Source organism: Vibrio chagasii, assembly GCF_024347355.1.
Taxonomy (GTDB): Bacteria; Pseudomonadota; Gammaproteobacteria; order Enterobacterales; family Vibrionaceae; genus Vibrio; species Vibrio chagasii.
Window position 1 is genome coordinate 672,904 of record NZ_AP025466.1, and the last position, 14,673, is coordinate 687,576.

Below are 14,673 nucleotides of genomic sequence, written 5' to 3' on the forward strand. Positions count from 1 at the left end.
AATGGAACGCGAAATACGCTGACCACTTCCACTCAAGTTAGTCAGCAGACCATACATTCTTGAAATCTGGCCATCCCCAGTTGGTGATGGCTACGTTTTTCAGAATCCCTTGGAAACGCACGTTTTGTAAGTGATGGAACATCGGGACTAACCAATAATCAGAAATCAGTGTCGATGCAATAGGTTCCAACTCAGCCAAGTAATCCGGCAATTCAACCGTTGCTTTGTGCTGATCTAATCGTTGCTTAAGCCAATCACTGTTCATCTCGCCGAGTGCGGAATGCAATACAGGGTCATTCATCAACCACGAGAACAACGAAGATGGCGCATTGTCATCGAGGTTCAAATTACACAACACCAAGTCTTCTTTTAAATCGCCCGTCTGAGAAAGCTGAGCTAATTCTCGAAAACTGTAGGTATTCACCTCAACTTCCACACCGTGTCTTTTAAGAATATCTGACACCGAAATAGCGCATCGATAGAGGGCATAGTAGTTATAAACCGCAATGCTCAACTTCTTAGGCAACTCAGTCTCTCTAGAGGGCGTTCGATACAGCTTCTGCCAACTTGGCAATATGTTCTGAGCCAAAGAGACACTGAATAAGCCTTGGTTTTGCTCCAGTTGCGTCAAAATAGCCTGTGGGTTTGCAAGTGATGATAGATACTTACGTTGTGCATCACTTAACGAGTTAGCCGCTGAGTTTTGGTTAAATAGAATAAACAGACAACCGTCTTCGATTCGACTGCGAAGCCCGTCTGTTTCAGCAGACACCAACTCCGTGTCGCTCTTTCCTAATTGATGAAAACAGGCCGAATCTTCATACGGTGACACCTGCATCTGGCTATCATCGAATCGAGCGCTACCAGTCATCGATTCTTCAAACTGCCAAATGGTCACCTCATCGGTTAAAGAGCGACAACCGTAAAAGTGTTCGAATGCCGAGAGCTTGATGCGCTCGCTGTTGGTTTCAACCACTCTAAAAGGGCCTGTACCAATCACAGCATGAGAAGCTGAGTTTAATGATGAAGGTTCACGAGTTACCTGTGCTGCCGGTTGAATTGAATATTTAACGCCAGCCAACAAACCTGCAAAGCCAGTATCCGCTTGGGTTAACTTAAAACTGATCCTTAATGGCTGCTCACTGAAAATGGAAGAGACATGAGCCAACTCAGCTTGATAAAAATGCAGAGCTTGTAAAGCAGTAAACAAAGCAACTAACTGTTTGGCATCAACAGGCTGCCCATCATGGAACGTCAAACCGGGGCGCAAGTAGAAAGTCCAAACCAATTGCTTAGTGTCATATTCCCAATGGTGAGCTAATTCAGGCTTCAGTTCGCCCTTGCCGTTACATGTCACCAAGCAGCTAAACACTTGTCTGATCAAAAATCGCTCACTACTGCGATGTATATGATGTGGAAACAGATCCTCAAACTTGCGTTTATAGGTTAATTGAACATGCAAGAGACCTTCACGCATGGTCGCGCCGGAAGTTTCTTGCAGTAAAGAACTAAACACAGTACGGTCATTGTCCAATATCGAGAGTGCTTTTTCATACTTGCCCTGCTCTATCAGCTTACTCGCGACATGCTGAGCCAATTCTGAGTTGCTAAAACGCAGTGTTAAGTTAGAGCGTTGATTCCTGCCAACTTTTGGTTCCCACACGACCCATTCTGCTTGATGCATTTTGCCTAACAGGGTTCGAGCATGGCGCAAGCTTGTAAACAACTTATCTGCCACTTCCGTCAAGGTCACGGAGTGAGAAATGTTTGGCTCGAACGATTCTAGCCGCGTGTAGTAACGCATCATGTTTAGATCAGACAAATAATGAACCTTTTAAACGTAGCTCTTCCTAATTAAGCCCATTATAAAACACAATCGTAAAAAAGTAGTGCGATATGACTAAAACAGGAACAACCAATAAAAATATCCTCTGTTTTTTAGTTCCTCTTAATTAACCATAATGAACGGGTCAGCAACAAACCATAGGTTGTCAATAAAGCCTAACTAGAGAGAGTAATGACCATGAGAAAATACTATCTTAACAAGCTAAAAAGCACCTGCAGTAAGCTCGAAAGAGAAGCACTACGAACACTTATAGATCTATGTAACTGGCGTTATTAGTACACTTTTTAGCACCGAGTAAACGCGAGTTGAGTACAGCCTAATATGCTCCTACCCCCAATATGAGTTAGGTCTCAACTCGCTTTTCCATTCCAATTCCCCTCTCAAGCCTGCTGTACCAATAGCTCACACAATCGATAAATTTCCATTGTCGACTCGACAAATTTAATTCGTTTTCTTAGTTGAACGAAAAGCCTTAAGGTTCGCCCCGAAGCAAGCAAGGAGCCTCAGAAAAAACTGAAAGCTCAGCTAACAACTAATTTATTTGCAGTTACCAATCAGGTATTAACTAAGGAAACGCCATGCGTATCGCAATTCTTTCTCGCAACGAAAATCTATACTCTACCGCTCGTCTAAAGCAGGCTGGAGAAGCACGTGGTCATCAGGTCGATGTTATCGACACGTTGCACTGTGATATAGATATCGCGAGTAACAATCCGAAGATTCGCTACATGGGTGAAGAGCTCCCTCAATACGATGCTGTTATTCCACGTATTGGCGCTTCCATTACCTTTTACGGAACTGCGGTTGTTCGCCAATTCGAAATGATGGGCACTTTTTGTATCAATGAGTCAGTAGCTATCAGTCGTTCTCGCGATAAACTGCGCTCACTACAACTGTTGTCTCGTAAAGGTATTGGCTTACCAAAAACAGGCTTCGCTAGCCGCCCAGACAAAATTCAAGACTTGATCAAAAACGTAGGTGGCGCGCCACTTGTGATCAAGCTACTTGAAGGTACTCAAGGTATCGGTGTAGTTCTAGCTGAAACAAACAAAGCAGCAGAAAGCGTTATCGAAGCGTTCATGGGCCTAAAAGCGAACATCTTGGTTCAAGAGTTCATTGAAGAAGCAAATGGCGCAGACATCCGTTGTTTTGTTGTTGGCAACAAAGTAATTGCTGCAATGAAACGTCAAGCTGGTGAGGGTGAATTCCGCTCTAACCTGCACCGTGGCGGTACTGCTCAACTGGTTAAACTAACCAAAGAAGAGCGCGCAACAGCAATCAATGCAGCGAAAATCATGGGACTAAACCTATGTGGTGTAGATATTCTACAATCTAAGAACGGTCCAGTGGTAATGGAAGTAAACTCTTCTCCAGGCCTAGAAGGCATCGAGAAAGCAACGGGTAAAGATGTAGCAGACATGATTTTCGAGTTCATCGAAAAAAATGCAAAGCCAAACGCTAACCGTACTCGTGGCAAGGGCTGATTGAATACCGTTAACTCATGATTGGAAAGAAAATGAACAATAAAATGATCATAGGGAATACCGAAGCACTTTGCTTACCAGAGTTAGGGATAACTGGACTACATACACGTGTTGATACAGGGGCTAAAACCTCTTCTCTACACGTAGACAATCTACTATGTGTAAAAACAGACGGTGAGAACTTCGTTGAGTTTGATCTTCACCCAGACGTTTATCACCTAGAAGAGACTGTGCGCTGCAAGGCGAAACTGAAAACAAGTAAGAAAATCAAATCATCTAACGGCGAAGTTGAACACCGTTGTGTGATTGAGACCATGCTGAGAATCGGTGGCCAACAATGGCCTATCGATATCACGCTAAGCAACCGTCAAGACATGACTTACATGATGTTGCTTGGTCGTCAAGGCATGAGTGACAAAGTGATTGTTGATCCAGCGGGTGAATTCCTGCTGACTCACTAATCCGAGTCATCGTAACCGCTCCACAGGTTATAACTAAAGCTCGTCACAACGATATAAGGCCAGTCTCATGACTGGCCTTATTGCTTTCAATTCTTTAATTTCGAGTTGCCACTTTTGGCTGATCTATTTCTTAGATTTACCATGAGATTGAAAACCAAAACGCCAAATCGATAACAACAGTTTCTTGGCTTTGATTTTGGTTACCCGCCAATGTGTCACCGGTCTTCTTGGGGCGCTCATCAATAAGTGTTCAAAAGCTGTCTGACTAAAATCGACTTGTCCTCCATGCGCCACCAGCAAGGTATCAAGTTGCAAGTCATAGATGCGAGATACTGACTCTCGGTACTTGTTAGGGTGAAAGATAGGGAAAGGCGGAATCAGCTTCTTTTTCACTTCCACCATGAGGTCTGCCACATAGGCAATGCTGTGAGATGGGCAATAAACAGAAAGATCTCTGTCGGTGTGGCCCGGGGTTTCTAGAACCAACCAATCATCAAAACCCGGAATGCTCTCACCATCCGACAGTTTGTAGTCCGGCTTTAACTTTCTTGAATACCACAAGTTCGCTTTCGGCTTTCCTAAGCGGTTTGCCATCCATCTTGCTAATGTTAGATCGGTCAAATGCATCAAGATACCATCGATACCGTGATACCAATCCTTATCTCGGTTTGCTGCCACCAAGTTACAGCTCGTGAGCTTTCTGAGCTTGTGCGCTGCCCCTGCATGGTCAGGATGCATGTGTGTCACCACAACCGTGTGGAGATCAGAAAAATCACGCATAAGTTCGGTTTCAATGAAAGTCTTCAAATGCGGGATGTCTGCTCGACATGCGCCATCAAGCAACAGTAATTTGTCCGGATACTCGACCAAATACATGTCTTGGATATAGCCTTTAATGGTATGCAGTTGCAAACCCACTCCTTGTGATAATTCAACTGGTCAGACCTATACCATAGCAAACTCATATTTATTTGTAATAAATTTGTTAACTACAAAATCACATCAAAGTACCATGCTCTTCCGCTCTTTTATCGTGACGACAAAATACGTGATTTGTTGACCTGAGTTATTAGGACTATATATGCGCCTCTAATTTATTGTCTGAGTGCTATACATGAACCAACTAATCGATGCTCTTTCTACCCAAGGCTACTTTGTTTGGGATGACTTCTTAACGCATGAAGAAGTGGTGGCATTGAGGGATTGCATTCCAGAGAACTGGAAAAAGGCTAGGATTGGCCGTAACGATGAAGTAACACGAGAATCAAGTATTCGTAGTGATAAGATTCAATGGGTACACCGTGACATGGGTGAGCCTGCATCTCAGTTCCTAGATAAAATGGAGCAGATTCGTTTAGCGGCAAACCAAGCGTTCTTTTTGGGCTTGTTCGAGTATGAAGCGCACTTTGCTAAATACGAAAAAGGCGACTTCTACCAAAAGCACTTAGACTGCTTTAAAGGCAACGAAAACCGCCGTCTGACTACTGTGTTCTACATGAATGACGAGTGGAGTGAAGAAGACGCAGGTGAGCTTGTGGTTTACGATCTACAAGATAATTACATCGCAACCATTCCGCCAAAGTCTGGCCGTTTGTTTGTGTTCTTATCAGAGCAGTTCCCACACGAAGTTCTGCCAACCAACACAGAACGATTCAGTATCGCAGGTTGGTTCCGTATCAACGGCGTGAAAGACAACCAACTCGATATCGCTCACTAAAGCGAGGTTCGGGTCAAAGCCTCATCTCATCCAAAGCCTCTCCACTCGAGAGGCTTTTCCTCTTAGTACTGCTAGGAAAGTACTAAGAGGAAAATATCACTTTTATGAACCAAATCCTGTGTAGAGACTCTTGCCCAGCAATTACTCTGGCGTATTCGGGAAAACTGATATTTAATAAATATTTACGATGCGCATTCAAGAAGGATTAATTATGTCATCTATCATCGTAGGTCACCGTGGTGTAGCGGGTACTCACCCAGAAAACACCAAAGCAAGTATTGAACAAGCCGCTAAACTTGGCTTGAAATGGATTGAAGTCGATATTCAGCAAACTCAGGATGATGAGCTTGTCGTTTGCCACGACCACACTCTCGAGCGCTGTAGTGATGGCAAAGGCCGTGTTGATGAACACACTTTGGCAGAGCTGCGTCAGCTTGATTTTGGTTGCTGGAAGTCAGAACAGTTCGAAGGAGAAAGAATACTCACACTTAGCGAGTTACTTGAACTTGTTGAAGAACATAACCTAAGCGTTAACCTAGAGATAAAAGTCGATAGCCGACACCAAGCCCCTCATGTGGTTGATCTTCTACACAGCGAGCTGATCCGCTCAAACATAGACACGGACAGAGTGCTGCTTTCAAGTTTCAGCCATGAAGTTGTTGCAGAAATGGCTCACCACTTACCAAGATACCGCGTTGGCGTGATCACAGAGCAGCTCTCTCAAGACGATCTTCTGCTTATAGATCAGGTGAAAGCGTTCAGTTGCCACATGAATTACGAAAACGTCAATCAGGATGATCTTAATACGCTTGCCGAAGCAAAGATTCAAACATGGTGCTACACCGTCAATGATCCGTCTAAGTTCAAATTCCTATCCACCGTCGATGCGATATTTACTGATTTTCCAAATAGATTTAGCGCAAAAAATTGACCAAACAAATACCAAAGTAGTAAACGTTTAAGACGGGAAAATTTACCTCGATAAACCTTAAAATTAAGTAGCAAACACAAGTGAGTAGGAGTACATTCCGCTGCTCACTTGGTTTCATTAGCTCGCACTATTTAGGCAGCTTTATTGGTTACTTAATTTATGGATCTCATTTTTAGTCCAACTTTCCCAATTTTGGGTGCAACCTTCATTTTTGCCGCTATCGTTCGTGGCTTCTCAGGCTTCGGTTTCACCCTAGTCGCATTGCCTCTAAGTGCGTTATTCGTGCCGGTTATTGAGCTTGTTCCTGTGTTCATGCTTATCGACCTACTTGGCAACGTTCAATTACTGCCTAAGGTCAAAAAACATGTCAATTGGCACTGGGTAGCAAAAGTATTTATTCCTTGCCTTGTGTTCACACCTGTTGGCCTGGTTTTACTCAAATCAGTTAGCCAAGACACCATTATCTTGATCATCAGCGCCTTTATCTTTGCGTCTGCACTTATGATCTACCGAGGCTTTCAATATAAAAGTGAACCGAGATTTGCTCCCTATATCCTAGGAAGCCTTGCTGGAATAATGAATGGTGCGGCTTCTATGTCTGGTCCACCAATTGGCACCCACGCATTGGCGAGTCCTGTGGCCCCGCACGTCGCCAGAGCAGGTTTGATTGCGTTCTTTGTATTGGCAGATTCGAGTGCCTTTGTTTCTGCATCCATTGCGGGGCTCGTCGACCGTGATGTGGTTTGGCTTACACTGGCACTGTTACCAAGCAGTATGTTTGGTGGCTATGTGGGTTCGAAACTGTTCGAAAGATTTGGTGGCGAGAAATTTAAGCCTGTCTCTATCGGGCTGCTTATCGTGATTGCATTCTTTAGTGCAGGTCGAGTTCTGCTTTAACGAGCTGTCTAATTTCTGAAAGGAAAATGGGTACCAGAGCCTACCATTCGATGTGGATAGGGGTGCCCATTTTGACTAGTTGAATAAACTCATCCATATCTTGGTTGGTTAATGCGATACAGCCATCTGTCCAATCGAAACTTTGGATAAAACCTGGCGCACGACGTTCACCGTTTTTAATACCATGAATTTTGATGTTACCACCTGGGTCAACATCATTCTCTTCAGCCCACTGTCTATCAGAAGAGCGCGGATAGTTGATGTGTACCGAACGGTAAAACTCAGAGCGCTCCATGATATAGTCGAGCGTGTATTCCCCTTCTGGCGTTCGGTTATCCCCTTCAAAGCGTTTATGACCTTTCGGTTCCTTACCCAAAGCGATACGAAACTCTTGTACCACTTCATCCCCTTTGAGCAGGTACATTCTGCGTTTCGATTTATCGACTTTCACTAAGGTCACTACTTGCAACAGAGGATCAATTTCAGAAAAAGAATCGGGCGCCATGTAGGGTTCTAATAATGAAGCTTGAGCAGAAGCTTTAGGTAAGCGTTGCGATGAACCTTGTGCCAGCTGAGCAATTTGAGTGGATTGACCTTCACCCAGCGCCTCATCCACATCAATCACATGCTTTGATTTTGAAGTGCCAGTAGAGTTAGGAGAGGAAGTTGAGATGCGTTGTGAATGAGCTGGTGCTGACTCAAAGACAATGGTTTCAATAGCGGTAGCGTCAGACACTATCTTCTCCACGACGACCTTTTCGGCGAGTACAATCGGACTCATCAAGAATAGGCATAGTGATAGTGGTAAAAACGGACGCACCCTTATATCTCCTCAAAACGCATCGACATGATTCGGGACTGAGTCTCCATTCCTAGCGACTCATAAAAGCTCTGAGCTTGTTGATTAAACTCCATCACCTCTAATCTTAATTCGATCGCTCCTTGAGCTTGCGCCCATTGATTGAATGACTTCATTAGCGCTCGACCAACGCCTTTACTCTGAATTTGGTCACTCACCACAATAGTGTTCACTCTCGCCACCTTATGAGACTGAATAAAGCTCACGCCTTTGTTTTGCGTGACCTTACCCGCGAGAAAACCAATCACTGCATCCTGTTCAACAGCGACAAAGAAGGCCCCAGTCGGGTCAATCATTAAGCCCAGCCAGTACTCCTCGCTGTCTGCTTTGCTTTGTGACGGCGGCGCAAACACCATAGGCGCACCAAGATGATGTTGATGATTTATCTGATCAGAGAGCGCTAAAATAGCGTTGATGTCAGTTACCTTAGCATTCCGAATTTGCATATCATCACCTTGTTTGAATTCAATAACACCTTAGCAAAAATGGCTTAAATGTGCACCGTTCCACTGGTCGACTCAGACACTCTGTGAAGGCAGGAGATCAATATTAGGCACTAAGTTTGGGGAAATTGTTCCGCAAATCTCAGGCACATTACCAGCCTTTGAGTGCTACTATCTCTGCAGAATCAATACACTAACGACTGGACACCTCTATGATTAAGTTCGCTGTAATTGGAACCAATTGGATTACACAAAAATTCGTTCAAGCTGCACATGAATCACAATCGATGCAGTTGACTGCCGTTTATTCGCGAAACCTAGACAGCGCCGCGCAGTTCGCACAAGAATTCGGTGTTGAAACCACATATGACTCACTTGACGCATTAGCCAACGACAATACGGTTGAAGCGGTGTACATTGCCTCACCGAATTCGCTGCACTGTGAGCAGTCGATTCTGATGATGGAGCATGGTAAGCACGTCATCTGTGAGAAGCCTGTTGCATCGAATATTGTGGAAGCCACACGCATGTTTGAAGTCGCTGAGAAAAACGGTGTGGTACTGTTTGAGGCGTATAAATCACAATTCCTGCCTAACTTTAAGCAAGTCCAACTTGGGCTAGAAAAAATCGGCAAGGTACATAAAGCGCACATCAACTACTGCCAGTATTCATCGCGTTACCAAAAATACCTGAATGGTGAAAACCCAAACACTTTTAATCCAGCTTTCTCCAATGGTTCACTAGTCGATATTGGCTTCTATTGCGTTGCAGCAACGGTAGCGCTGTTTGGTGAACCTGATAACGCCCAGGCATCTGCAAAACTGCTGGAATCAGGCGTTGATGCGCATGGCTGTGCCATCTTCCAATACCCTGAATTTGACGTGACCCTTGCACACTCTAAGGTCAGCGACTCATATGCGCCAAGCGAGATCCAGGGTGAGCAAGGTGCGATCATCATTGATCACATCGCTGAATGCACCGACGTTAAGATCCGCTATCGTGATGGAAGCATTGAAAATCTCACTCAAGTGCAAAGCGAAAACTCAATGAGTTACGAAGCGCAAGCCTTTGCTGATTGCATTGCTGGCGATCACACCACACAAACCGATGCTAAACAGCGCGCATTAACCGTTGCCAAACTAATTACTAAGATGCGTCAACAGGTTGGTGTCGTTTATCCTGCAGATAAATAATACAGCTCATTAAGCTAACGCACTGATTTTAATCACATATCAGTTTATGCATAACTAAATTTAATCCTTACGACAAATAACCGGATTAGTTGATCAGAGGGCTATCTGATTAAATCCGCGTTCGATATCTATCGTATTTATTTAATTTATTGAAGGTGTGTAAAGTGTTTTCAGTTGATGATCGCGTTGTAGCAACAAAAGGTGTTGAACTTGGTGAAATGGTAGTAACTGGTCTAAGTGCTGGTGGTTACTACGTTCACGTTACAACAGTAGAAGGCGCAATGCCGCTTACTTACCCAATGCAAGACCTTAAAAAAGCATAGTCTAACCGCTCTGCTCTTTTAGTAGTCACTCTGCTAAAGGTAACAAAATTGAGGCCTTGGCTGCTTTACTCTTCTGCATTAGAGTGAACAGCCAGGGCCTTTTTTATATCTGCTACTCCCCGCCAAGCTCTCCACAGGTTTAGTCATTGCAGCAAAGCCAAATCCGGCAGACAATAGAATGAATCAAAGCGTAACGACACCAAGCACTTATTGCCTGTTAATACGCACTCTCTATTGATGTTTAGTGTTTACAGAAGTTTCTGGTACATTAGCATCATCTTATACTTACAATGACCATGAACTGAGGGAAGCTATGAAGCTTTATATTTACGACCACTGCCCTTTCTGTGCACGAGTCGCCTACATTGCTCAATCTCTAGGCTTAAACATCGAACTTGTTTCTGTGGATTATGATGATGCCCAAACCCTTATCGATTTAATCGGTAAAAAGATGGTACCTGTATTACAAAAAGACGATGGTTCTATCATGGCTGAGAGCCTAGATATCATTGCGTACTTCATGGACCTAAAATCAAGCGACGAGCAGCGTGAGCCATCAGAGCAAGTGACCTTGTTCCAAACTCGCGCATTCCCGCTAAGCCAGCGCATTGGTCTACCACGTTGGTGGAAGCTGGACCTTACTGAGTACCAATCACCAGCAAGCAAAGAAGCATGGCGCGCAGCCAAAGAAACCGAAGAACTCAACTTCGACAAGCTGATTGAACAAACACCGCAGTTTGTTGAACAGATTAACCCGCTTCTGAAAGATGCAGAGCTGCTACTGAACTTAGAGAATGGTGAGTCTTCGCTGCCTCTTATCGACCAAGCAGTGTACTTCTCTATGCTGCGTGGCTTCTGCGTTGAGCCAAGCATCACATGGCCACCAGCTCTAGAACGTTGGTTAGAAAAGCAGAGTGAAACGCTAAAACTGTCTCTTCTTCGCTAGAACGATTACAACAAGCACAAACAAAAAATCGAAGCCATCAGGTATCTCCCCTGCTAGCTTCGATTTTTTTATCTTTCACTATTTCGATGACATCAAGCTCTTGTTATTACAACAGGCGCCTTCTCAAGCCGGTTCGCTCTAGGATACGGGTAGAAATCTCTTCAACCGATAATGAAGACGTGTTGATGTAAGGCACAGCTTCTCTACGGAACATCGCCTCCACAGTTTGCAGCTCATACAAACACTGTGAGTCACTCGCGTATTCACTGCCCGCTAAACGATTCTCACGGATTTCAGTCAATCTTTCTGCATCAATGGTTAAACCAAACAGCTTATGTCGGTATATCTCAAACTCTGGCAGCAGCTTTAATCGCGCCAAGTCATCATGAATGAATGGATAGTTCGCTACGCGTAGGCCAAACTGCATCGCCATGTACAAGCTGGTTGGGGTTTTACCACTTCGAGACACACCCAGTAAGATGATGTCGGCTTCTTCTAGTCCTTTAAGCGTAATGCCATCATCGTGCGCAAGCGTGTATTCAATTGCGGCAATACGGTCGAAATACTTCACCGAGTCCTTGTTTACACTGCGTGAGCGTTGAAGCTTAGGTGTCGGCGCCATATGGATGTCATCTTGTACCTTCTGGACAATGCTTTCCAACACGTCATAGCAATGAGCAGGCGCTTCAAGCAACTTCGCTTTGATTTCAGGAATCACAATCGAAAAGAACACTAAAGGTTGCTGACCACTCTCACGATACGAAGTGTCGATCTCTTTCAATAAATCAGAAAGTTTGTCCTCACTTTCAACAAACGGAAAGGTTTTCTCATTGGCTTTGAAGGGAAATTGACCTAGAACAACATGCCCTAAAGTCTCACATGTTATGGCCGTTCCATCAGAAACATAGAATACATCACGACTTTGAATATCAATTTGCATTTTTTATTTAATGTTTAAAATTATTTTGAGTAGGATGGTAACCATAATATATATAACAAAACCCTGCTGACTATTACGTCCCCCACAGCTTTTAAAAATAATTTACATTTTTTTAAACTGACACGTAATCGTTTGCCTTTAAATCCCTACAATGCTTGCTATGTTTCTGGAGAAATAAATGCAAAATAATACCCTATGGTTCAATGGCCTATCCATGGAAGATGTCGACAAAGTCGGCGGTAAGAACGCCTCACTGGGCGAGATGGTTTCTAACCTATCCAATGCTGGTGTTTCTGTACCAAATGGTTTTGCAACCACCTCTCACGCGTTTAACGACTTTCTTGACTACAAAGGTCTTGATGAGCGCATTCACCAATTACTTGACGAACTTGATGTTGAAGACGTTGAAGCTCTGCGTAAGACAGGTGCAACGATTCGACAATGGGTTCTAGATGCCCCTTTCCCAGAATCACTAGAGCAAGACATCCGTGATAACTACCGTGAGCTAATCGAAGACAACGAAGAATTGTCTGTAGCTGTACGTTCATCTGCAACGGCGGAAGACCTTCCAGATGCTTCTTTCGCAGGCCAACAAGAGACCTTCCTTAACGTGAAAGGTATCGATGCGGTACTAGAGGCGACTAAGCACGTTTATGCGTCACTGTTTAACGACCGTGCTATCTCTTACCGTGTACACCAGGGCTTTGACCACCGCGGTATTTCATTGTCTGCAGGTATCCAACGTATGGTTCGTTCAGACAAAGCCTCTTCAGGCGTAATGTTCACCCTTGATACAGAGTCAGGCTTCGACCAAGTCGTATTCATCACCTCTTCTTGGGGCCTAGGTGAAATGGTTGTTCAAGGTGCTGTGAACCCAGATGAGTTCTACGTGCACAAGCCAATGTTAGAAGCAGGCCACCAGCCTATCGTGAAGAAAACCTTTGGTTCTAAGTTGATCAAGATGATCTACTCAACCAACCAAGAGATCGGTAAGCAAGTCGACATCATTGATACGGATGAGCAAGAGCGTAATCAGTTCTCACTGAACGATGAAGAGATCAAAGAACTAGCAAAACAAGCGATGATCATCGAGAAGCACTACCAACGTCCGATGGACATTGAATGGGCGAAAGATGGCATCGATGGCAAGCTTTACATTGTTCAAGCTCGTCCAGAGACGGTATGTTCTCAAAGCGACCAAAACGTTATCGAGCGTTACGAGCTAAATAACAAGGCAGATGTACTCGTTGAAGGCCGTGCTATCGGTCAACGCATCGGCTCTGGTCCAGTGCGTTTAGTTGACTCTCTAGACCAAATGTCACTGGTTCAAGAAGGCGACGTGTTAGTAACAGATATGACAGACCCAGATTGGGAACCTGTTATGAAGAAGGCCTCTGCGATTGTTACCAACCGTGGCGGTCGTACTTGTCACGCAGCAATCATCGCTCGTGAGTTAGGCATCCCTGCAATCGTTGGCTGTGGCAGCGCAACAAGCAACCTTGAAGATGGCGCGACTGTAACAGTGTCGTGTTCTGAAGGTGAAACCGGTTATGTCTACCAAGGTGAATTAGAGTTCGAAATCAAACGTTCTGAAGTTGATGAGCTACCATTGCTACCAACTAAAGTGATGATGAATGTGGGTAACCCAGATCGTGCTTTCGATTTCGCGCAGATTCCAAACGAAGGTGTGGGCCTTGCTCGTCTCGAGTTCATCATCAATAAAATGATTGGTATTCACCCGAAAGCGCTGCTTAACTTTGACGCTCAGTCTGACGAGCTTAAAGCTGAAATCACACAGCGTATTCGTGGTTACAAAGATCCTATCGATTTCTACGTAAGCAAACTAACAGAGGGCATCGCGACCATCGCTTCTGCATTCTGGCCTAAGCGTGTGATCGTACGTATGTCTGACTTCAAGTCGAACGAATACAGCAACCTAGTTGGCGGTAAAGAGTTCGAACCACATGAAGAGAACCCAATGCTGGGCTTCCGTGGTGCATCTCGTTACATCTCGCCTGTATTCGAAGACTGTTTCGAGCTAGAAACTCAAGCGATCAAACGTGTTCGCAACGAAATGGGTCTTAAGAACGTTGAAATCATGATTCCATTCGTTCGCACACCAAGTGAAGCAGCTTCGGTTATCGACATTCTGGCTAAATTCGACCTTCGCCGTGGCGACCAAGGTCTGAAAGTCATCATGATGTGTGAGCTGCCATCAAATGCGATTTTGGCTGAAGAGTTCTTGAAGTACTTCGATGGATTCTCTATCGGTTCAAACGATATGACTCAGCTAACGCTTGGTCTAGACCGTGACTCGGGTGATGTTGCACACCTATTCGATGAGCGTAACCCAGCTGTGAAAGCAATGCTGAAAATGGCTATCGATGCTGCGACCAAAGCCGGCAAGTACGTAGGTATTTGTGGTCAAGGTCCATCTGACCATGATGACCTAGCAGAGTGGTTAATGGAACAAGGCATCAGCTCTGTATCCCTAAACCCAGATACGGTTATCGATACGTGGTTGAAGCTAGGCAACGTTGCTAGCAAGTAATCTTCACTAATCGAAATATGAATAAAGCCAGTCATTACGACTTAACACTGATCATTTAAGCATTTTTTCGATCAGTTGAACG

Annotated in this window: 14 protein-coding genes; 9 read left to right on the forward strand and 5 right to left on the reverse strand. The window is 44.4% G+C overall.

Features of this window, described 5'->3' with window-relative positions; translation table 11 throughout:
- Positions 1–37: 37 nt before the first annotated feature.
- Positions 38–1,822: an SgrR family transcriptional regulator gene (locus OCV52_RS18980; RefSeq protein ID WP_137409016.1), complete on the reverse strand. Its 1,785-nt coding sequence runs from the start codon at positions 1,820–1,822 to the stop codon at positions 38–40.
- A gap of 602 nt (positions 1,823–2,424) precedes the next feature.
- On the opposite strand from OCV52_RS18980, the gene rimK reads away from it, so the two are divergent.
- Together rimK and OCV52_RS18990 are read left to right on the forward strand one after the other, a co-directional pair.
- Positions 2,425–3,330, forward strand: coding sequence for a 30S ribosomal protein S6--L-glutamate ligase (gene rimK, locus OCV52_RS18985; protein WP_004740040.1), 906 nt, complete (start codon positions 2,425–2,427; stop codon positions 3,328–3,330).
- Positions 3,331–3,362: 32 nt separating this feature from the next.
- Positions 3,363–3,791: an ATP-dependent zinc protease family protein gene (locus OCV52_RS18990; RefSeq protein ID WP_008224746.1), complete on the forward strand. Its 429-nt coding sequence runs from the start codon at positions 3,363–3,365 to the stop codon at positions 3,789–3,791.
- Between the two features lie 123 nt (positions 3,792–3,914).
- Here the strand turns inward: OCV52_RS18990 and OCV52_RS18995 are convergent, their stop codons facing one another.
- Positions 3,915–4,703 (reverse strand): MBL fold metallo-hydrolase, encoded by a 789-nt coding sequence (locus OCV52_RS18995; protein ID WP_102423591.1) that lies wholly within the window; start codon positions 4,701–4,703, stop codon positions 3,915–3,917.
- Positions 4,704–4,905: 202 nt separating this feature from the next.
- Between OCV52_RS18995 and OCV52_RS19000 the strand changes: the two genes are divergently transcribed.
- The 3 genes from OCV52_RS19000 to OCV52_RS19010 all read left to right on the forward strand — a co-directional run bounded on the left by OCV52_RS19000 (position 4,906) and on the right by OCV52_RS19010 (position 7,336).
- Entirely contained in the window at positions 4,906–5,508 is a 603-nt protein-coding gene (locus tag OCV52_RS19000; protein ID WP_102425309.1) for a 2OG-Fe(II) oxygenase, read from the forward strand.
- 211 nt (positions 5,509–5,719) lie between these two features.
- Positions 5,720–6,439, forward strand: a complete 720-nt coding sequence (locus OCV52_RS19005; RefSeq protein WP_137409017.1) for a glycerophosphodiester phosphodiesterase family protein — start codon at positions 5,720–5,722, stop codon at positions 6,437–6,439.
- Positions 6,440–6,598: 159 nt separating this feature from the next.
- A complete protein-coding gene (locus OCV52_RS19010; protein WP_137409018.1) occupies positions 6,599–7,336 on the forward strand; it encodes a sulfite exporter TauE/SafE family protein in 738 nt (245 codons plus the stop codon).
- A 40-nt stretch (positions 7,337–7,376) separates the two neighbouring features.
- On the opposite strand, the gene OCV52_RS19015 is transcribed toward OCV52_RS19010, so the two are convergent.
- Complete coding sequence (locus OCV52_RS19015) at positions 7,377–8,156, reverse strand: L,D-transpeptidase family protein (RefSeq protein WP_102425306.1); 780 nt, start codon at positions 8,154–8,156, stop codon at positions 7,377–7,379.
- A gap of 2 nt (positions 8,157–8,158) precedes the next feature.
- A complete protein-coding gene (locus OCV52_RS19020) occupies positions 8,159–8,641 on the reverse strand; it encodes a GNAT family N-acetyltransferase (RefSeq protein ID WP_061031313.1) in 483 nt (160 codons plus the stop codon).
- 209 nt (positions 8,642–8,850) lie between these two features.
- Between OCV52_RS19020 and OCV52_RS19025 the strand changes: the two genes are divergently transcribed.
- From OCV52_RS19025 to grxB, 3 genes are all read left to right on the forward strand, one after another.
- Entirely contained in the window at positions 8,851–9,831 is a 981-nt protein-coding gene (locus tag OCV52_RS19025) for a Gfo/Idh/MocA family protein (RefSeq protein WP_102425305.1), read from the forward strand.
- A gap of 164 nt (positions 9,832–9,995) precedes the next feature.
- Complete coding sequence (locus OCV52_RS19030) at positions 9,996–10,154, forward strand: hypothetical protein (RefSeq protein ID WP_008221767.1); 159 nt, start codon at positions 9,996–9,998, stop codon at positions 10,152–10,154.
- A 313-nt stretch (positions 10,155–10,467) separates the two neighbouring features.
- A complete protein-coding gene (gene grxB / locus OCV52_RS19035; RefSeq protein WP_137409019.1) occupies positions 10,468–11,100 on the forward strand; it encodes a glutaredoxin 2 in 633 nt (210 codons plus the stop codon).
- Positions 11,101–11,206: 106 nt separating this feature from the next.
- On the opposite strand, the gene ppsR is transcribed toward grxB, so the two are convergent.
- Positions 11,207–12,040 (reverse strand): posphoenolpyruvate synthetase regulatory kinase/phosphorylase PpsR, encoded by an 834-nt coding sequence (gene ppsR, locus OCV52_RS19040; RefSeq protein ID WP_061031316.1) that lies wholly within the window; start codon positions 12,038–12,040, stop codon positions 11,207–11,209.
- Between the two features lie 178 nt (positions 12,041–12,218).
- On the opposite strand from ppsR, the gene ppsA reads away from it, so the two are divergent.
- Entirely contained in the window at positions 12,219–14,591 is a 2,373-nt protein-coding gene (gene ppsA, locus OCV52_RS19045) for a phosphoenolpyruvate synthase (RefSeq protein ID WP_137409020.1), read from the forward strand.
- Positions 14,592–14,673: the final 82 nt, after the last annotated feature.